The 19,669-nt window shown below is 54.8% G+C and carries 20 protein-coding genes; 2 read left to right on the top strand and 18 right to left on the bottom strand.

Going from position 1 to position 19,669, the window contains the following annotated elements; all coding sequences use genetic code 11:
- Window positions 1–10: 10 nt before the first annotated feature.
- A complete protein-coding gene (flhA, locus tag RG807_RS00255) occupies window positions 11–2,191 on the bottom strand; it encodes a flagellar biosynthesis protein FlhA (protein WP_309043057.1) in 2,181 nt (726 codons plus the stop codon).
- Between the two features lie 225 nt (window positions 2,192–2,416).
- Between flhA and upp the strand changes: the two genes are divergently transcribed.
- Both upp and RG807_RS00245 read left to right on the top strand, forming a co-directional pair.
- Window positions 2,417–3,055, top strand: a complete 639-nt coding sequence (gene upp / locus RG807_RS00250; RefSeq protein WP_298448022.1) for a uracil phosphoribosyltransferase — start codon at window positions 2,417–2,419, stop codon at window positions 3,053–3,055.
- Window positions 3,056–3,057: 2 nt separating this feature from the next.
- Window positions 3,058–4,314: a uracil-xanthine permease family protein gene (locus tag RG807_RS00245; RefSeq protein WP_309043056.1), complete on the top strand. Its 1,257-nt coding sequence runs from the start codon at window positions 3,058–3,060 to the stop codon at window positions 4,312–4,314.
- A gap of 302 nt (window positions 4,315–4,616) precedes the next feature.
- Here RG807_RS00245 and flhB read toward each other — a convergent pair whose 3' ends face one another.
- From flhB to fliF, 17 genes are all read right to left on the bottom strand, one after another.
- Window positions 4,617–5,753: a flagellar biosynthesis protein FlhB gene (gene flhB, locus RG807_RS00240; protein ID WP_309043055.1), complete on the bottom strand. Its 1,137-nt coding sequence runs from the start codon at window positions 5,751–5,753 to the stop codon at window positions 4,617–4,619.
- Window positions 5,754–5,775: 22 nt separating this feature from the next.
- Complete coding sequence (fliR, locus tag RG807_RS00235) at window positions 5,776–6,561, bottom strand: flagellar biosynthetic protein FliR (RefSeq protein ID WP_309043054.1); 786 nt, start codon at window positions 6,559–6,561, stop codon at window positions 5,776–5,778.
- Window positions 6,562–6,564: 3 nt separating this feature from the next.
- Window positions 6,565–6,834, bottom strand: coding sequence for a flagellar biosynthesis protein FliQ (gene fliQ, locus RG807_RS00230; RefSeq protein ID WP_071267679.1), 270 nt, complete (start codon window positions 6,832–6,834; stop codon window positions 6,565–6,567).
- A gap of 27 nt (window positions 6,835–6,861) precedes the next feature.
- Window positions 6,862–7,626 carry a flagellar type III secretion system pore protein FliP gene (gene fliP, locus RG807_RS00225; RefSeq protein WP_309043471.1) on the bottom strand — a complete coding sequence of 255 codons (765 nt, stop codon included), beginning with the start codon at window positions 7,624–7,626 and terminating at the stop codon, window positions 6,862–6,864.
- An 8-nt stretch (window positions 7,627–7,634) separates the two neighbouring features.
- A complete protein-coding gene (fliO, locus tag RG807_RS00220) occupies window positions 7,635–8,090 on the bottom strand; it encodes a flagellar biosynthetic protein FliO (protein ID WP_309043053.1) in 456 nt (151 codons plus the stop codon).
- Window position 8,091: 1 nt separating this feature from the next.
- Window positions 8,092–8,598: a flagellar motor switch protein FliN gene (fliN, locus tag RG807_RS00215; protein WP_309043051.1), complete on the bottom strand. Its 507-nt coding sequence runs from the start codon at window positions 8,596–8,598 to the stop codon at window positions 8,092–8,094.
- Window positions 8,591–9,589, bottom strand: a complete 999-nt coding sequence (fliM, locus tag RG807_RS00210) for a flagellar motor switch protein FliM (protein WP_298448035.1) — start codon at window positions 9,587–9,589, stop codon at window positions 8,591–8,593. The genes fliN and fliM overlap by 8 nt, the downstream gene beginning before the upstream one ends.
- A 54-nt stretch (window positions 9,590–9,643) precedes the next feature.
- Window positions 9,644–10,156 (bottom strand): flagellar basal body-associated FliL family protein, encoded by a 513-nt coding sequence (locus tag RG807_RS00205; RefSeq protein WP_309043050.1) that lies wholly within the window; start codon window positions 10,154–10,156, stop codon window positions 9,644–9,646.
- A 174-nt stretch (window positions 10,157–10,330) separates the two neighbouring features.
- The gene (locus RG807_RS00200) at window positions 10,331–11,470 is read right to left on the bottom strand and encodes a flagellar hook-length control protein FliK (RefSeq protein ID WP_309043049.1); all 1,140 of its coding nucleotides are present in this window, start codon (window positions 11,468–11,470) and stop codon (window positions 10,331–10,333) included.
- A gap of 134 nt (window positions 11,471–11,604) precedes the next feature.
- Window positions 11,605–11,961 carry an Hpt domain-containing protein gene (locus tag RG807_RS00195; RefSeq protein ID WP_309043047.1) on the bottom strand — a complete coding sequence of 119 codons (357 nt, stop codon included), beginning with the start codon at window positions 11,959–11,961 and terminating at the stop codon, window positions 11,605–11,607.
- Window positions 11,962–11,994: 33 nt separating this feature from the next.
- Window positions 11,995–13,722: an ATP-binding SpoIIE family protein phosphatase gene (locus tag RG807_RS00190; RefSeq protein ID WP_309043046.1), complete on the bottom strand. Its 1,728-nt coding sequence runs from the start codon at window positions 13,720–13,722 to the stop codon at window positions 11,995–11,997.
- A gap of 24 nt (window positions 13,723–13,746) precedes the next feature.
- Window positions 13,747–14,052 (bottom strand): STAS domain-containing protein, encoded by a 306-nt coding sequence (locus RG807_RS00185; protein WP_309043045.1) that lies wholly within the window; start codon window positions 14,050–14,052, stop codon window positions 13,747–13,749.
- A gap of 125 nt (window positions 14,053–14,177) precedes the next feature.
- Window positions 14,178–14,621, bottom strand: coding sequence for a flagellar export protein FliJ (gene fliJ / locus RG807_RS00180; RefSeq protein ID WP_309043044.1), 444 nt, complete (start codon window positions 14,619–14,621; stop codon window positions 14,178–14,180).
- Window positions 14,621–16,018, bottom strand: coding sequence for a flagellar protein export ATPase FliI (gene fliI, locus RG807_RS00175; RefSeq protein WP_309043043.1), 1,398 nt, complete (start codon window positions 16,016–16,018; stop codon window positions 14,621–14,623). The genes fliJ and fliI overlap by 1 nt, the downstream gene beginning before the upstream one ends.
- A complete protein-coding gene (locus RG807_RS00170; protein ID WP_309043042.1) occupies window positions 15,999–16,919 on the bottom strand; it encodes a flagellar assembly protein FliH in 921 nt (306 codons plus the stop codon). The genes fliI and RG807_RS00170 overlap by 20 nt, the downstream gene beginning before the upstream one ends.
- Window positions 16,919–17,962, bottom strand: a complete 1,044-nt coding sequence (gene fliG, locus RG807_RS00165; RefSeq protein WP_309043041.1) for a flagellar motor switch protein FliG — start codon at window positions 17,960–17,962, stop codon at window positions 16,919–16,921. Before fliG ends, RG807_RS00170 begins: the two co-directional genes overlap by 1 nt.
- Window positions 17,955–19,655, bottom strand: a complete 1,701-nt coding sequence (fliF, locus tag RG807_RS00160) for a flagellar basal-body MS-ring/collar protein FliF (RefSeq protein ID WP_309043040.1) — start codon at window positions 19,653–19,655, stop codon at window positions 17,955–17,957. Before fliF ends, fliG begins: the two co-directional genes overlap by 8 nt.
- Window positions 19,656–19,669: the final 14 nt, after the last annotated feature.

The following is a 19,669-nucleotide window of genomic DNA, read 5'->3' as shown; positions in this document are numbered from 1 at the left end:
ATCCGCCAGCCTATTGGCCCACGGACGCCACGATCGTTATTTGTTTGTTATCCGGTATTTCCTGGTAGGAGAGCACATGCAGCCGCTCCACACCGTAACTGGCAAACTTTGCGAGCACTGGCCGCAAGGGCCCGGATACCAGCAGGATGGCGGGCTTACCCAGCATCTCCTGGCGCTGCACGCTGTCTTGTAATGAGCGTTGCAGCTTCTCCACCATATTCGGTTCCAGAACCAGGCCTATATCTTCCAACCCGCCAGATTGTTGACTCTGCTGAACAGACTTAAGCAATAACTGTTCCAAATCCGGATCCAAGGTAATTACCGGTATCTCCGAGTCGTTGCCACAGATGCTTTGGATAATCATCCTGCGCAGAGACTGACGCGCCACCGTGGTCAATAATTTTGGATCCTGGCTCTTTGGATGCACGTTCACCATGGATTCAGCAATGGAACGCATATCCCGGATGGGGACTTCTTCTTTGAGGAGGTTCTGCAGAACTTTCAGCAGGAGGCTGATAGACACAGTGGTCGGCACCAGCTCCTCTGCCAGCTTGGGCGAGGCCTTTTCGAGCTGATCCAGCCACTTCTGCACTTCTTCGTGCCCCAACAGTTCGTGGGCATGCTTTTGCAGAACCTGATTCAGATGGGTTGCAACAACCGTGCTGGCATCCACCACTGTATAACCGAGCGTCTGCGCCTGATCTTTCTTTTCAGGCTCAATCCAGCTCGCATCCAGACCAAAAGCAGGATCCTTTCCCTCTATACCTTCGATTTTTCCGAACACCTGACCCGGATCGATCGCCAGTTCGCGATCAGGGTGGATATCCGCCTCCGCGATGGTTACTCCCATCAACGTGATGCGGTAAACGTTCGGCATCAGATCCAGGTTGTCGCGAATATGCACGGAGGGCATCAGGAACCCCAAATCCTGAGACAGTTTTTTACGCACGCCTTTTATACGGCTAAGCAACTGACCGCCCTGGGTTCTATCGACCAACGGAATCAGGCGGTAACCCACCTCCAGCCCGACAATATCAACCGTAGCTACGTCGTCCCAACCCAGCTCGCGAGTTTCGCCCGGCGCGGGTAACTGACGCCCCGGATCACCACCCATATCACCGGTTAGCGGCAAGTCACGCCCACCAGGGCCAGACACAACACCCGCGCCTCCGCGGCTAGGAAACATACCCCCCTCTTCCACTGTTTGACTGTCTTTTTTCCAGATATACCAGGCACTCCCCGCTGCAATCCCGCCAAGACCAAGGAAGGCCACGTGGGGCATACCGGGAATCAAACCAAGCAATATCAGAATGCCGGCAGCAATCGCCAGGGCTTTTGGCGCACTGAACATCTGCTGAAGTATCTGCCCACCCATATCCTGGCTGGAAGTAACACGGGTAACCATGATGGCAGCGGAGGTAGAGAGCAGCAGTGAAGGGATCTGGGCAACCAGGCCGTCACCAATGGTGAGCAAGGCGTAGCGTTCCATTGCAAGCCCAAAATCGAGGCCATGCTGAATCATGCCAATGGCAACACCGCCAATGATGTTGATTGCAAGAATCAGCAAACCGGCAACCGCATCACCTTTAACAAACTTCGAGGCACCGTCCATGGAGCCGTAGAAATCCGCCTCTTGGGCGATTTCTTCGCGACGGTGTTTTGCTTCGTCCTGATTAACCAGGCCTGCGTTCAGGTCGGCATCAATGGCCATCTGCTTGCCAGGCATGGCGTCCAGGGTGAACCGGGCGCTCACTTCCGAAACCCGACCAGCACCTTTGGTCACCACGAGGAAGTTAATGATCATCAAAATGGCGAACACCACGAGACCCACCGCGTAGTTACCACCGATCAGAACGGCACCGAAGGATTCAATAACCTTACCCGCCGCATCACCGCCCTCATGCCCCTCCAGCAATACAATTCGGGTAGATGCCACGTTCAGGGCAAGCCGCAACAGAGTCGCAACCAGCAGTACCGTTGGAAAAGACGCAAACTCCATGGGGCGCAAGGCATAAACACACACCAGAAGAATGACTATGGAGAGCGTAATGTTGAAGGTGAAGAATACGTCCAGCAAAAACGCCGGCATGGGCAGTATCATCATGCCCAGCAATCCCATCAGCATAATGGGTACGCCGAGGTTACCCCGCGTCAGGGATTTGACGTTACTGAGGACTAAAGCTCTGTCCATGCCCTAAGCTACTCCGATTTACTGATTCTGAAGGCGTTTTCATGGTCGAGATTCTGACACATACGTATCTTTTACCCTGTTACCGCAAGATCCGTACCAGCCTGCACAGTATTTCATTCACAAGCTGACTTCCGGTGCCTGACTCACCCTGTAAGATGCGGTATCCTTGCGCCACTAAACTGCAACACAACCCTTTAACCCCAGACCCAGAAAACAGGTGAGCCCATGCCAGTCCACGAGGTAAGACACCCCCTGATCAGACACAAACTCGGCTTGATGCGCCGCGCAGAGATCAGCACCAAGAATTTTCGTGAATTGGCCCAGGAAGTCGGGGCTTTGCTGACGTATGAAGCAACCAAGGATTTCAGCCTGCAGGAAAAAACGATAGATGGCTGGGCTGGCCCGGTTAGCGTTGAACAAATTCAGGGCAAAAAAATCACTATCGTTCCCATTCTGCGAGCTGGGCTCGGCATGCTGGATGGTGTACTCAGCCTGATTCCGGTTGCCCGAGTGAGCGTGGTAGGCCAGATCCGTAATGAGGAAACTCTGGAAGCCAATACCTATCTGGAAAAGCTGGTGGGTGAATTGGATCAGCGCATGGCTTTGATCGTAGACCCTATGGTTGCGACGGGTGGCTCAATGATTTCCACCATCGACGTTCTCAAAAAAGCCGGAAGCACTGAAATTCGTGCCCTGGTACTGGTAGCAGCGCCCGAGGGTATCAAGAAGGTTCTGGACGCGCACCCGGATGTATCCATTTACACCGCGTCTGTAGACGATGGCCTGAACGAGAAAGGCTACATCCTGCCCGGGCTTGGCGATGCCGGCGACAAAATTTTCGGCACCAAGCAGAAGGACGTTTAATCATGGAAGACCACACTAAGGATCCTGTCTGGAAGCAGGCGATTGCCGGCTCGCAGATGCTCCTCGTAGCATTTGGCGCGCTGGTTCTGATGCCACTGATCACAGGCCTTGACCCGAACGTTGCCCTTTTCACTGCCGGTGTGGGCACTCTGATTTTCCATATCGTTACTGGCGGCCAGATTCCTATTTTCCTGGCCTCGTCTTTCGCTTTTATCGCGCCTGTTATCGCGTCCAAGGGCAAGTTTGGCCTTGAGGAAACCCTGGGTGGCCTGATGGCGGCAGGTATTCTTTATATCATCCTGAGTGGCGCCATAAAGCTGCGAGGAACCGGCTTTGTAACCCGCCTATTGCCCCCTGTGGTGATCGGCCCGGTGATCATGGTGATCGGCCTTGGGCTAGCATCTGTTGCTGTGCACATGGCGGCAGGCCGCACCGGCGATGGTGCTGTGCAGTTGATACCAGAGGCTACAGCTCTTTGGATTGCAATGACGTCACTGGTTGTGACGATTGTTGCCTCGGTATGGGCTAAGGGCATTTTCCGCCTGATTCCCATTATGTTTGGTGTGATTGTTGGCTATGTATTATCTGCACTTGCAGGCATTGTTGATACTACGCCTATACAGCAAGCCCCTTGGTTTGCCGTTCCCAACTTTGTGGCACCAGCGTTTAGCTGGGGGGCGATTTTATTCATGATTCCGGTGGCCATTGCTCCGGCCATTGAGCACATCGGGGATGTTCTGGCGATCGGTAACGTGACCCGCAAAAACTATCTGGAAAAGCCCGGGCTGCACCGCACGCTGCTGGGCGATGGCCTTGCTACCAGTGCTGCCGCCATGCTGGGCGGGCCGCCGAATACTACATACTCCGAGGTAACCGGCGCTGTGATGCTGACCCGTAACTTTAACCCGAAGGTTATGTGGTGGGCCGCCTGCACTGCGATCGTGTTGGCCTTCGTAGGCAAGTTCGGTGCGGTTCTGCAGACTATTCCGGTACCGGTAATGGGGGGCATTCTGTGCTTGCTGTTCGGTTCTATTGCCGTGGTAGGCATGAGCACTCTGATCCGCCATCAAGTTGATCTATCCCAGGCGCGGAATCTGGTTATCGTAGGCGTAACTCTGGTGTTCGGCATTGGCGGCATGGTTCTGGGCCATCTCGAAGGTATCGCCCTGTGCGCGGTTGCGGCCATCATCTTGAACCTGATTCTTCCGGGCAGCCGCGAAGCATGGGGTAAGGCGATTTACGAACACAAAGAAGACTGACCTCAGCGTTAATTGTTGCCCCACTGGTGCCTTCGGGCACTGGTGGTGGTTCATCCTCCTTGTACCTACCCTCCTTTTTTGTAGCCTGCCATCTTGGGTGATAACCTACAGGTGAGTATCCCTCCCAAAAACCGCTACGAGCACATCCATGTGCGCTTGTCTTCGGCCGTCCTTGGCCTACGACATTTTTGGGAGGGATACTCACCCGTAGGCTATCCGGCTTCTCAGATATCTCGACATAGCGTGCCCTGAACCGCCCCGCCACTGCCGCTTTGCCCCAAAACTACCCAGCTAAACCCAACTCAAATATCCCGCCGCAAATCAGAAGGAATCGGCAAATCAGGCATCCCAGGCTTGGGCCCTCGCCCCTTGCGGAACTGCCGGAGCTGGAACACATAAGCCAGAACCTGAGCTATGGCCATGTAGAGGCCATCGGGGATTTCGTCGCCTATGTCGCTGTTGTGGTACACGGCTCGGGTTAGCGGAGGCGTGCGGAGGATTTCGACTTTGTGCTCGCGGGCAATTTCCATAATTTTGAAGGCCGTCTGGTCATTGCCTTTTGCCACAACCATTGGAGCCCCCATGGAGTCCGGATCGTATTTCAGCGCTACCGCATAGTGAGTCGGGTTGGTGATGACCACGTCGGCCGTGGGCACGTCCTGCATCATGCGGCGTTGGGCCATTTCGCGCTGGAGCTGGCGGATTTTGCCTTTGACCTCAGGCTTGCCTTCACTGTCTTTGTACTCATCTTTTATTTCCTGCTTGGTCATTCGCAGCTTTTTCTGATGGTCGAAAATCTGGAATGGTACGTCGATCATGGCAATGATGATGGTGGCACACGAGAGCAGGAAAAAACTCCAACCCAATGTCCAGAGCACGTGCTCCATGGCGGGCACTGCCGGCTCATTGGCGATAGAGAGTAAATCTTCGGTGCGAACGTTCAGAATCAGGAGCGCCAAGGCCATTACCAGGCCCACTTTGGCGATGGCTTTGACCAGCTCGATCAGGGAGCGTGCGGAAAACATCCGGCCCAGACCCTTGATGGGGTCCATGCGATTGAGTTTGGGGGCTATGGCCTTGCCGCTGAACAGCAATCCCCCAATGCCTATAGAGCCAGCGATAGCGGCGATGACCAAGAGAACAAGAATGGGCGAAAGCGCCCAAGCTGCTTCTTTGGCGGACGCCATCAGCTGAATGCTCATGTGCCGGGTGTCGAATATGGCTGAGCGTTCCAGAGTAAAGGCATCACGCATGATGGCTTCCATTGAGGCACCCAGTTGCGCCCCGAACATCAGCAGACCGCCAGCCCCAGCAATCAGGACCGCCATGGTGGCCAGCTCTTTTGATCGGGCAGTTTGGCCATCCTCCCTGGCTTTTTCGAGCCTTCGGGGGGTGGCCTCTTCGGTTTTCTCCTGACTGTTGTCGTTTTCTTCAGCCATGCTAAAACTCTTGGCGTATCAGTTAGGGTTGCCCCTGAAGGCCCCGCATGAACTCAAAGGTTTGCTCAGTGTAGTTCTGGAAATGCGGCAGAAAGTTGGCGTGCAGCACCCATATAGCAAACAATCCAAAAATCAGGCCAATTGGGAAGCCCAACGCAAAGATGTTCATTTGAGGGGCGGCCCGGGTCATTACGCCGAAGGATATGCTGACAATAAGCACCGCAGTCACTGCCGGTAGTGCGAGCAGCATGGCAGACGTAAACATCCAGCTTATGCGGTGCGCCAGTTCCCATACACCTACCTGGCCCAAGCCTTCCATGCCGATGGGCATGGTTCGGAAGCTTTCAATAAACACCTCAAACGCCACCAGATGACCGTTCATGGCAAGGAACAGTAAGGTAACGGTTATGGTGTAGATTTGCGCCAGTACAGGCACGTTAACGCCGTTGGCAGGGTCGACCATGGAGGCGAAGCCGAGGCCCATTTGCATGGCGATCATCTGGCCGGCAACAACGAACAGCTGCCAGAGCGCCGTCAACGCGAATCCCATGCCTACGCCGATCAGTATTTGCTGCAGAGTGATAACGACCGCGTCTGCACTCAGAGCGTCGACTTTTGGCACTTCTGGAATCATCGGTACAATCAAAATAGTCATTAACAGCGCAAGCCCCAAGCGCACTCTGGCCGGAACCAACTGGGTACCGAAAATGGGGATGACCATCAGAAAGCTGGCCAAGCGAAACAGTGGCCAAAGGTGCTGCCCAACCCACTGGCCGAGCATGTCTGCACTGAGTTCCATGGGGGTCATGGATTAACCAATCAGGTAGGGGATGCTGGAGATCAGCCGGTGTGCATGATCCAGAAGCTTGGTCAGCAACCAAGGGCCCAAAACAATGATCACAATAAGTGTTACCAGCAGGCGTGGCAGAAAGCTGAGGGTTTGTTCGTTGATCTGGGTGGCCGCCTGGAAGGTACTCACCACCAGACCAATAACCAGTCCCGGCCCGATAATGACAGACGCAAAAAGCACAATCATCCACAGGGCTTCACGGATGATGTCGATAACGGTTTCCGGAGTCATGCTGCTCTCCTGTTTCCCATAGCCTGTCTATATCCCGTAACTGGCTGCGAGGGTGCCCATGATCAGGGCCCAGCCGTCCACAAGAACAAACAACATAATCTTGAACGGCAGCGAGATAATGATGGGTGACAACATCATCATACCCATGGCCATCAAAACACTGGCGACGACCATGTCGAGAATCAGAAACGGAATAAACAGTATAAACCCTATCTGAAAGGCTGTTTTCAGCTCACTGGTCACAAACGCCGGCATCAGTATCCAGAACGAGACATCCTGAGCCGTATCATACTTCACGTCTGCAATGCGCATGAACAACGCAAGGTCGTCTTCTCGGGTTTGCCCCAACATGAATTCTTTAAACGGCTTACTGGCCAGTTCCACGGCTTCCAGAGAAGTCACCTCCTCCTGAAGGTAGGGCTGCAACCCTGCGCGATTAGCCTCTTCCAGCACTGGTTTCATGATAAAAATACTGAGAAACAGTGCAAGGCCAAGCAGTATCTGATTTGAAGGCGTCGCCTGCAGGCCCAGAGCCTGTCGTAAAATTGCAAAGACTACGATGATGCGAGTGAAGGATGTCATCATCATCAGCATGGCAGGCAGGAACGTCAGCGCCGTCATCAACGCTAGGATTTGCAGGGTTACCGTGTACTCCTGAACACCCTCACCCTCACCGGGCTGAACGGTGAATGCGGGAATACCAGGCAAATCTGCGAACGCCAAAGGCGTCCACAGCAGGCCTGCGAGCACAACGAAGAGCGGAAAGTGTCGTTTGAGCTTGGCCACCATCATAGGGCTAATCATTCCTTGCTCGGAGCTGTCCAGGATTTACCAATCATGCCCTGCAGGCGTTTGGCGAAGTCTCCGGGATTTGCTTTACCTGCATCCACAACCGGTTCTTCAAACACCTGCAGTGTTCGTATAGCGGATGGGGTGATCCCCAGTAAGATCTGCTGGCCGCCCACTTCAATCAACGCAATGCGCTCACGGGCGCCAATGGCCATTACGGAGACAACTTTGATGGCATTGTTATTCATGCCCGTCATGCCATTCATTCTGCGAATGATCCAGGCACAACCATAGATAACGGCGATAACAGCCAGCAAGCCGACGCCCAGGCTAAGCAAGGTGCCCAAGGTATCCGGAGCGTTGCCCGTCATTTTTGCAGGGGCACTCTTTACGGCCTCAGCGGATTCTTCTGCAATGGCAGGTACTGCCAGCAGGAGCAGCGACACTACCGCTGTCTGAATCCTCATATTATTTCTGCAGCCGCTTGATGCGTTCGCCCGGGCTGATCACGTCGGTCAGGCGGATGCCGAACTTTTCGTTGACCATAACGACCTCACCGTGGGCGATAAGGGTTCCGTTTACCAACACATCCAGCGGCTCGCCTGCAAGCCGATCCAGTTCGATCACCGAGCCCTGGTTCAGTTGCAGCAGGTTGCGAATGGGTATTTGGGTGTTCCCGACCTCCATAGAGATACTGACGGGTATATCCAGAATCACATCCAGATCTGGCGGCGTAGCGCTGCCTGTGGTCGCGATGCCACTTTCGTCAAACTCCTCCATGGGAGCGGTGCGGACGCTGCTATCGGCGGCCTTACCAGCCCCTGTCTCCCCAGCCTCTTCCATAGCTTGAGCCCACTCATCATCCGTGGACTCTTCGGAGCCTTCATCACCGGACTCTTCCATAGCCGCTTCCCATTCGGCAGCCAGCTTTTCGTCCTCGCTCAGCTCCTGACCTTCTTTATTGTCGTCAGCCATTGCGTCCTACCTTCGATTGTTTTTTTACCTTTGGGCGTTCCGCCCGCTCATGAATTCTCAACGCCAGCTTTCCGTCCCGGGTTCCCATGGTTGCCTTGTAAATGGGAATACCATTGGCGGTGACTGTCAGATGCTCAGGCACCTCTACCGGTATAATATCGCCGGCCTTCAGCTTGGCGACCTCCCTCAGGGAAATCCGGCGCCTGCAGACAGTGGTATTGATCGGGACCTCCACCTCTTTGATGTCTTCCTGCATGGCGCTGACCCAGCGCTCGTCCACGTCATCAACGTCGCTTTGAACACCAGAATCGAGCACGTCACGGATAGGCTCAATCATTGAATAGGGTAAAGCAAAGTGTAGCTCACCTCCGCCGCCATCAAGCTCTATATGAAAGGTGCTGACCACCACCACCTCGCTGGGGCTGACAATGTTGGCCATGGCCGGGTTTACCTCGGAACTGAGGTATTCGAAATCGACTTTGATAACCGCTTGCCAGGCTTCCTGCATGTCCTGAAAAACCTGATTCAGGACCATCTGAACAATGCGGTTTTCTGTTGGCGTGAACTCGCGGCCTTCGATCTTTGCATGCCGCCCCTCACCGCCGAAAAAGTTATCAACCAGTTTGAATACAAGCTTTGCATCCAGAACAAACAGGGAGGTTCCCCGCAGCGGGCGTACCTTGCAAAGATTCAAACTGGTGGGCACATACAGAGTGTGTATGTACTCGCCAAATTTCATGATCTGAACGCCGCCAGTGGAGACATCCGCATTGCGGCGCAGCAAGTTAAACAGGCTGATACGGGTGTAGCGGGCAAAGCGCTCGTTTATCATTTCCAGCGTCGGCATCCGACCCCGGACAATACGATCCTGACTGGAAAGGTCGTAGGACTTTACACCGGTTTCGTCGCTTTCTTCATAGGTATCAATGTCACCTTCATCTACGCCGTGAAGGAGCGCATCAATTTCATCCTGTGACAGTAAATCCTGCATACCTTGTCCTGCCGCTGAAAAGCTTTGCCCAAAAAAAGGGCTCTGTTGCGCTGACTATTGAACTACAAAGTTCCTGAACAACACCCTGGTGATGGCGGGCTCGCCTTCCTGCTCCAAAACCTGATTCACTGTACCCAGCATACTGGCCGCGAGATTTTTACGACCGTCTGGCGTTTGCAGTTCAGCAAAGCTGCTATTCCCGAGCACCATCACCAACTGGCTACGAATCAAAGGCATGTGCAGCTCGGCCGCAGCCAGAGCCTGAGGGCCCAGCGCTTCCAGCGAGACATACACCTGCACATAACGCTGGCGCCCCTCTCCCTGAACCGTTGTTACCAAAGCTTTGTCGATATCCAGATAAGCACTGGGTATAAAGGGCTCTTCGGTTACTGCACTGTCCTCGCTGGCGCCGTCGCCCCCCATTCCGGGTAGGGTGCCACCTAGAAACCACAGGGTTCCTGCGACGGATAACGCTATTGCCAATATCACTACGATCACCAGCAAAATGATCAGTTTCAGTTTACCTTTTTTGGCCGGTGTTGCTTCAGCTGCGCTGTTTTCTGCCATAGTGTTTTTCGCCAAAAATCCGTCGATGAACGCTCTTGCCCATGACGTTTGTAAATTTGGTTGCAAGGAGTGGGCCAGAACGCCCTACCCTCCGTTCAGTCCCGCAGTTTAGCCTTGCAAGAGGTGTTGGGCAAAGGCGTTTGGCGAGCAGAACTCAGTATTTAGCGCTGATGCTCAGGCAAATACATCGATAGCGCCGTTCCAGCTCAGGTCAAGATTGCCGGCTAGCCCCCCTTCGTCACCGCCTTCCAGAGCTGAGAGTGTTGTGCCGGTCCCGGGCGAAGAGCCGTTTCCTTCGTCTGTATTCTGCTCTCCAGACGAATTCCGAGAGTTATCCGACACATCAAACTGAGCCAGAGAAAGGCCTTGCTCACCCAGCATGTCGCGGAGCCGGTGGGAATGAAGTTCCAGCTGCTCACGAACCACAGGGTTCGCTGCATGTACGGTTATGTTGGCCTGGTCATTCTGAACTCGTACCCGAACCTCCATTGGGCCCATGTCAGGAGGCGTCAGGTGAATCTCTGCCACCGACAGGTTTTTGGCTGTGAGCCAACTGAGCTTGCCCATCAGCTTGTCGCCCCATTCTGCATGATTTACCGGCACATCAACCGATGTTGCGTAGCTCCTCAGGGGTACCTGTGCGTCTGCCGCCAGTTTCCCGGCAGCGTTGTTGGCGTTTTGTTGGGAAACCAGTTCAACCGCCGATTCGAAACGGGTTCCGGCCAGCAGCGTAGAAGGATCAACAGAGCCGGCCGATTTACCGGCCAAAGGCATCAATGCGTCGGTTAACTGAGGGGAGGTCTGTTCAGGTTTAGCTCCGGCAAGCCCAGCAACCAACTCGGCACCTGGCGCTGTTACCGCAGGATTGTTAGCAGCTAATCCGCCTAAGGCAGATGTCTGCCCTGTCGCCGGCACCAGCAGTGCCTGCAATTCTGCAAAGGTCAGAGGAATGGCGAGAGCTTCCATCTCGGGCGCAAGTTCTGCGCTCGCTCCGTCAGCACCGGTACCAACCACAGTTGCTTCGTCTGTTGTGGCGGTTTTGCCATTTTTGCCCGGTTCACCGTGCTTCCCGGAAGGCTGAGCCTGGTTCGCATTCGGCTCGCCGTTGGCGTTTCGGGCACTTTTCGTTTCGGCCTGTTTGTTATCGTCACGACGCTGGGTCTGTTGGCGATCCAGCCGTTTTTGCTCCATACGGGAAACAGAATCATACCGGCTTTCACCGGCCACATTGTCTCGACCTGATCCGGTTTTGGAGGCACCGGCATCATTCTGCATCCCTGGTGCGGGAGTCTGGGGAAGAACCATCTGAGTCATGGCAACCTCTTGCCGCTTTTGAACCCTGGATGCCTGATTCAGTCCGCTTCAAAGCGGTTTATCAGGCTCATACCCAGATAACTGCAAAAGCGGTGCCAGCCTAAAGGCTTGGGCACTATTGCCGGCTCAGAAGACTATCCCGCGCCCCCAGCCATGAGCGTGTGCAGGGCGTCCGTCACCCGCTGAAATTCCACTTCAATGGCCGCAAGAACGGGCTGCGCATCACTCAGGCGCTCGTCCTGCCCGGCTTTCTCTACTTCTCGGCTGAGGGCTCCAAGACGCGGTGCTCCAATATTGATGCAACTGCCCTTAAAGCTGTGAGCGGTATGGGCCAGGGCGCCTGCATCTCCATCACTTATCGCTTTCTTCAGGCTTTCAATTCTATCTCTCGAATCGCTGAGGTAGGTGTTAATGAGTGTTTCGAACTCATCTTCCATTACATCCTGAAGCTCTGCCAGAGCTTCTTCATCAAGGTGTGGTTTATCAACCATGACCAACTCCCTTGTTCCTGTTAAAGGTTATTATTAAAAGAACCATTCATAAACAACTTCCACCCGGTTCCCTTTCTTGTAAAACTGGACCGACTTCGCCAGTCGCTTTATTAATGCCAAGCCCCTGCCGCCGTAGCGGGGACCGCTCTGCGCCATCTCTGTGGCTTGCAGAACAGGATGGTTCTGGAAGTCGAAGCCTTCACCGCTGTCTTCGCAGACAACACGCAAACGCCCACCCCAAGCCATCAAATCGTGATGAAAGCTGAACCGTATATAGTGACCTTTCACCCTGTTCAGGCGTTTGGCCCGCTCGGAATAGTATCGGTCAAAGCCCTCAGGGGTGAACTTCCATTCCGATGGAAGCTGAAGCACACCGTGCTCTAGCGCATTATTGTACAACTCTGAAAGCAGTGTATAGATTTCTCCGCTCTTTCTCCGCAACCCAGGCACCTCCATACAAATGTGCAGGAGCAGTGGCAGAGGGTTAAACTCCCCCAACGTGCTGCCCTGGAGTTCATACACACTACGCCACTGGGTTGGCCCCGCCAGGGTCGAAAGCTCAACGGCATCAGGCAAAACCACCTGACCTTCCTCTTCAACCATTTCCAGACAGCAGAGCGTGAGATCGTCGCCAAACTTTTGCTGCCCGGTAAACCGCTGTATTTCCCCCATCAGTGCATCAAAGGGATGCCTGTCCAAGCCAGCGTTTTCTATAGCCCGACGAACGCCCTGCTCTCCAAAGACCTGCCCCGCACCGTCAGTGCATTCCAACACGCCATCAGTCATCAAGAGTAACCGGTCACCTGGGCGCGACCTGACGGTTTCCATGTCTGCATTAAACTGATCAGGGCTCAATATCCCCAAGGGCAAATGACGTGAAGGCAGGCTGAAACGCTCTGTTGGCGATCGCATCAGCCACATATCAGGCAGACCACCATTCCAGATGTTTAACTGATTCAGAGTAAAGTCTACTTCAACCATAACACCGCAGCAGAACATATCTTTCGGGAGTATGCGGACCAGCTTCTGGTTAATCTCCCTGAGGATATCGGCGCCATTAAAACCCTTGCCCGCCATACCATAAAAGGACTCGGCCACAGGCATAGCACCAATAGCGGCTGGCAATCCATGGCCAGTAAAATCTCCCGCGAATACAAGCATCCCACCGGCAGGCCGTGGCGAGGCGAACAGTACATCGCCACTGAACACCGATAAGGGAGATGCATGGTAGCGAATATTAGGCGCATTCAAGCAACCGGTATGAGCGACGTTATCAAAAACCCCACGAGCTATGTGCTGTTCTTTTAACAACTGGCGGTTTCGCTCATGCATCAAATCGCGCTGATTAGACAGCGCCCGGTGCATCAGGCGCATCCGATTGAACGCATTGACCTTGGCTTCAATCATTATCCGGTTATAGGGCTTGCTGAGAAAGCCGTCCCCCCCGGCTTCAAGGCACCCTGCCAGGTCCTCGGGTTCAGTCAGTGAGGTAATAAAAATCAGCGGCACAAGGCGCTCGCCCGCAAGTGTCTTGATATGTCGCGCGGCTTCCATACCATCCATGGAGGGCATGAGTGCATCCAGCAAGACAATATCCGGCGCTTCTGACTGAAAGAGCACCACCGCCTCACGCCCATTGGCCGCATCGACTACCCTGTGGCCCAGGCGCTTCAGTATGGCTTTCAGTATCAGGCGGTCACTGTCGCTGTCGTCTGCAATAAGAATATTTAGGGGGGTAGTCTCTGCTGCAGATTCGTCCATGGCAGGTTTCCGTGATCTGCGCGATCACCGAATGGTGAATAGTTGCTCAAAGTTGGAAATGGTCAGTATCTTGCGGACATCGTTGTTGCAGTTCTCAATGACAATATCGGCACTGTCTCCCCCGGCATGATCCCGGAGCAGGAGCAGCATACCCAGCGCAGAACTATCGAGATAGGTCGCGTCTGACAAATCCACAACGTAACCGCTAACATCTCGCCCACCATGTTCATAGGCATCCCGAAAGGCCTGATGGGTGCTGAAATCAAAGCGACCTTCTATCTTGATGGTCAGGGACCGTCCATCGCGACTGCGGTGAGTCTCAATCGGCATCCGCATAAACCTCCGGTGGCATTCGTTAAAACATCTGGCAGCCTTGGTTCAGGCAAACCTTGCTTATACAAGGATAGCGCAGCGCTGTGAGATTGCATGGAGTGAAGATTAATTCAGCGTAAGCGTCATTGACGACGGCGAGCAAAAGCCCGGCCTGCAGCCTCATCCGCATGCTTTTGCTCTTGAGCATCCTGCGCCCTGCTTTCTTGCTGGCGACAGGTTTCAATGTATTTCTCCATACCCCGCCGACGCTCCCAGGCTTGTTGCCACTCTCGCCGGCGGGCCTCAAACATTGCTTCAGCCTGGGCAAGCTGTTTCTGTTGCTGCAGGATAACCTGATCAAGCTGGGCAATAAATGCCTGCCAGGCTTGTAAGCGATTTACCTGCACCACGCCATGGGCGCTGTTTCGGATCTGATCCCGGTATTCCTGCTGGTAACGGTTGAGCTTATCGACCTGTTCGCTGTGTTGCTCCACCACTTCGCGAGCCTTGCCCATCTGCTCCAGCGCTTCTTTCTCCTTCCGTTCTTCGAGAGTGAGCACAACTGCGAGGCGTTGGGAGCGAAGCATTAACCAGCACCTCTAGTGGCACCGGCCGTTGGGTCAGGAGCGGCAGATTTCCGGCGTTCCGGTGAGCGCCTCTCCGGCACCACCGACAACAAGCCCTCAATACTTTCAGGTAGCGACGCACGCTCGTTCAGATCCTGCTGCAGGAACTGGCGCATGTTGCTGATGTGGGTAATGGCGAAATCGGTTTCGGGATCGGAGCCTTTCACGTAAGCACCTACACTGATCAAATCCCGTGCCTGCTGATAACGTGAATAAACCTGTTTGAACCGCTGGGAACGGGCAAAATGCTCGGTTTCTGTTACTTGTGGCATAACCCGGCTGATAGACGCTTCAACGTCGATGGCTGGGTAATGGCCCTCTTCCGCAAGCCTGCGGGACAGCACAATGTGACCATCCAGTATGGCTCTGGCGGCATCTGCAATGGGGTCTTGCTGGTCGTCGCCTTCGGTCAACACGGTATAGAACGCAGTAATGGAGCCGCCCCCGGGCAAACCATTGCCCGTCCGCTCCACCAGTTGTGGCAACTTGGCAAATACCGAAGGCGGGTAGCCTTTGGTTGCCGGTGGCTCACCAACCGCCAACGCAATTTCACGCTGGGCTTGCGCATACCGTGTGAGGGAGTCCATCAACAGCAGAACGCGTTTGCCTTTGTCGCGGTAGTACTCTGCAATGCGAGTGGTAAGCATGGCCGCACGCAATCGCATCAAGGGTGAATCATCCGCCGGAGAGGCAACAACAACCGATCTCGCCAGGCCCTCTTCACCCAGTATATCTTCAATAAACTCTTTAACTTCCCGGCCCCGCTCACCAATCAAACCAACAACGGTGATATCGGCGTCTGTAAACCGGGTCATCATGCCAAGCAGCATACTCTTACCCACACCACTGCCCGCAAACAGGCCCAAACGCTGCCCCTGGCCAACGGTCAGCAAGGCATTAATAGCCCGGATGCCCACATCCATGGATTGGCGTACAGGAGCGCGGTTAAGAGGGTTGATAATATCGCCGGTAAGAGGCACCCGGGCTTCAGCCTGCAACGGCCCCTTGCCATCAAGGGGCTCGCCACTGCCATCCACTACACGGCCCAGCATAAGAGGGCCAACAGGCACGCGGCTGGCTGAGGATAACCGAACCACTCTTGCGCCCGGTTTAAGGCCTTCAATGGCTGTTAAAGGCATGAGGTAAACTTTATCGTCCTCAAACCCTACCACTTCCGCCTCAACGGTGCTGCCGCCTTCTCCTTTGATCACGCAGCGGTCGCCCACCACCATGGGACAACCGACACACTCGAGCGTTAGCCCGACCATTCTGGTCAGGCGCCCTGAAAGCTCGGGGTCCAGATCTGCCCGGAGGTACGCCTGATATCGATCGAGGCGATCAGCCAGGGAGGATGTCATCGGGTTCGCCTTCAATGGGCTTATCTTCAGTGGGCGCGCCTTCAACAGAGTCTTCGTTTGGCGATTCTCCCGGGGAGCTCAGCACGTCCCGCTGAAAATCTGTCAGATCATCCATAAGTGCACCCAGCTCTTCTGGTTCACCGTTTTCACCGTCACCGATCTGCTGCTCCAACATGCTCTGAACGGCACGCTGAAAGCGTTTTTCGACAGTAAAGTCTACAAGGCTATTGCGGGTTTCAACCCGACAGCCGCCAGGCAGTAACTTGTCATCTTCCACAACAGAGGCTTTCGCCTCAAAACGCTCGGCCACTTCGCGGACGGCGCTTCGGTCGTCCGGATGAACATAAATTCGGACATTTTCCGCAGTTGTGGGCAGTGCTTCTATGGCACGCCGCACCACCTTGCGTATCTGTGAAGAGTCAATGGTCAGTTCGCGGTAAACAACGGCCCGGGCAAGGACCATGGTCAGGTTCAGCAGTGACGTTTCAATTTCATCCTGATGCCGACCGATAGGCACCAGTAACTCGCCCAGCAACTGTTCAAGGCGATCAAGGTTTGCGCTTACTTCCTTGCGGGTTTCGTCATAACCTTCGCTCTGCCCGCGCTCCTTCCCTTCGGCAAGTCCTGCTTCAAGGCCTTCTTTATGGCCCTGTTCAAAACCCGCAGCTCGGCCCTCCTGCAATCCTTGCTCCCGGCCTTCGTTAACGCCATCTTCATGTGCAGCCTGGCGAATTTCAGCGATATCGCCAGCGGTCAGAGGCTTCAGGTCACGCTCTTCCACGCGAGCAACCTCATTACCACGGGCATCCAGCAACGGGAGCTCCCACCGTTCATAGGCGGTCAGTTCCTCCTTGGGAATGCGGCTGAGATCTTTAACAGTATCTTTGGAGGAGTCTTTCATCACATCATTTCTTCACCCGCGCCGCCCAGCGTGATTTCTCCCGCTTCGGCCATACGACGGGCAATGTTAATAATGTCTTTCTGAGCTGATTCCACTTCGCTCACCCGCACCGGGCCTTTCGCTTCCAGATCGTCCTGTAGCAACTCGGCTGCTCGCTTGGACATATTCTTGAAGATTTTTTCCTGTACAGCGTCATCAGCACCTTTCAGGGCAACAACCAGCACTTCAGAGGACACCTCTCGCAGCAACGCCTGAATACCCCGGTCGTCGATATCTTTAAGGTTATCAAACACAAACATGAGGTCTTCTATGGTGGTTGCGAGGTCCGGATCCATATCCTTGATGGAGTCCAGCAGACTGCCTTCAATGCTGCGATCCATAAAGTTCATAATGTCCGCCGCCCGCTTTATACCGCCTATGCGACTGGTCTGGGCCGCAGACCCACCGGAGAACTGCTTTTCCAGAATATCGTTGAGTTCTTGCAGGGCTTGGGGCTGAATGCTTTCCAGCGAAGCCACCCGCATCATTACGTCGAGGCGCACCTTCTCATCCAGCGTTGCCAGAATTTCAGCAGCTTGGTCCGGATCGAGGTAGGAGATAACGATGGCCTGAATTTGCGGGTGCTCATAACGGATAATATCGCCAACAGCTCTCGGCTCCATCCATTTGAGCGTGTCCAGACCGGTGGTATTGCCACCGATAAGAATGCGATCAATCAGGCTCGCGGCTTTGTCGTCGCCCAGTGCTTGAGTCAGCATGGCGCGAATATAATCGTCATTGCCCACACCTAGCCCGGTTTGGCCGCCGACTGCATCGACAAACTGATTCAACACATAGGTCACATCGCCCTTGCTCACATCTTTCATCTGAGCCATGGCAACACCTACCCGCTGGACCTCTTTGGGCCCCATATGCTTGAGCACTTCGGCGGCATCTGCTTCGCCCAGAGACATCAGCAGGATCGCCGCCTGCTCCACCCGAGGAATTTTCCGCTGAGGCGCTTGCGGTGCATCAGCACCTGGCGCTCCGGATTGATCAGTCATCAACATTCACCCACTGGCGCATCACCTGAGAGACCCTCGCCGGATCTTCGGCAATCAGGCCTTTAAGAGCATTCAGTTGTCTATCATAGCTGTCTGTAGCGCCCGGCAAAAGCAAGTCGTCCTGCGAGGACAATGCCTTCCGCAAAGCGTCGTTGCCACCTTCATCATCATACCCATCCAAATCAGAATCCCCACCCCGGGAACGCTGGCCACCACCGGACAGGCTCTTCAATGTTGGTCGCAACAGGCCTAGCACCAGTACCAAAATTACCAGACCAGCCAAAACCTGCTTCATGAGATCCCAAAACCAGGGCTGCTCCCAGAACCCGGGCGCTTCAAACTCGTAAGTCTCTTCCGGGGCAAACGCTGTATTCATTACGGTCACGCTGTCGCCGCGTGCAGCAGAATAGCCTACAGCATCCCGCACCAACATGCTCAGTCGCTGCAACTCCTGCTCGGGCCAAGCTTCATAGGTTACCGCGCCGGTGTCCGGATTGACCACTTTCATGTCGTCTACAGCCAGTGCAACCGTTACGCGCCTTACGCGCCCGAGCTCCTGTCGGGTATAGCTAACCGTGCGATCCATCTCATAGTTGCGCGTAGACTCCTTACGCACGTTCACTGGCGGTGGTACTGGCACGCCGCCCTCTACATCGCCGGCTTGCGCATTAACCTGCTCAGGCACTGTCGCGTTAGCAGGAGGCTGATTGGACAGAGCCCCCGGCACGCCGCCGTTAAAACCGGCGACACGTTGCTCTGTGAGATCACGTTCGCTGCGCACCGCTTGTTGCTCCGGGTTGAACAGCTCCTCGGCCTGCTCAACTGAAGAGAAATCCAGGTCTGCAGACACTTCGGCCCGGTACCGGCCTTCGCCAACAATAGGCGCGATTAGAGAGGCAACGCGGCGCGTCAGCCGCTCTTCCAGGCGCGAGGTGTATTCGTATTGATCCTGCATGCGCTCGCCATCGCCGCGAGTGGTTTTACCAGTCAGCAGGTTCCCGTTCTGATCAACAACCGTGACATGGTCTTTGTTCATCATTGGAATACTGCCGGCAACCAGATTCACAATCGCTGCAATCTGTTCCTGTTCCGGGCGACGTCCTGCAAACACTTCGAGGAAAACCGATGCGGTGGGATCGCGGGCGTCCCGCACAAATACGGAACGCTCCGGAATAGCCAGGTGAACCCGGGCAGCGCGCACGCCACGCATACTGCTAATGGTGCGCGCCAACTCGCCCTCAAGGCCACGGCGGTAGCTGACGGTTTCCATGAACTGGGAGGTACCCAGGCCACGATCCTTGTCGAGCAGTTCGTAACCCATGGTTTTTTGATCTGTAACACCCTCGGCAGCCAATTTAAGCCGAGCCGTGTATACCTGATCGGAAGGTACCAACAGAGCACCGGTGCGCGTATCCATTTTATAATCGATGCCATTGCTGTCGAGAATGGTGGTTACGTCTTGCGGGTTGTATGCAGACAAGTCCCCCACCACGGGCTGATAATTCGGCTCCTGCGCCCAAAGTACAACTGCGAGGCCCAAGGCAACACTGGCAGCAAGCCCTACCATCAGGCCAACCTGTCGCAGCAGGTTCAGGCGGTTAAAGCCCAGAAACAAATCACTGTTGCTTTCGGAGCCACCGCCACCTTGAGTGGCTGGCATATTCGGAATTGTTTCTGCGGGAACGCTGGCCATGTCTGTGCTCCGTT

The sequence above is a fragment of the Marinobacter sediminicola genome, from assembly GCF_031157525.1.
GTDB lineage: Bacteria > Pseudomonadota > Gammaproteobacteria > Pseudomonadales > Oleiphilaceae > Marinobacter > Marinobacter sediminicola.
Note: the sequence above shows the minus strand (reverse complement) of the source record. Positions and strands in the feature narration are given on the sequence as shown.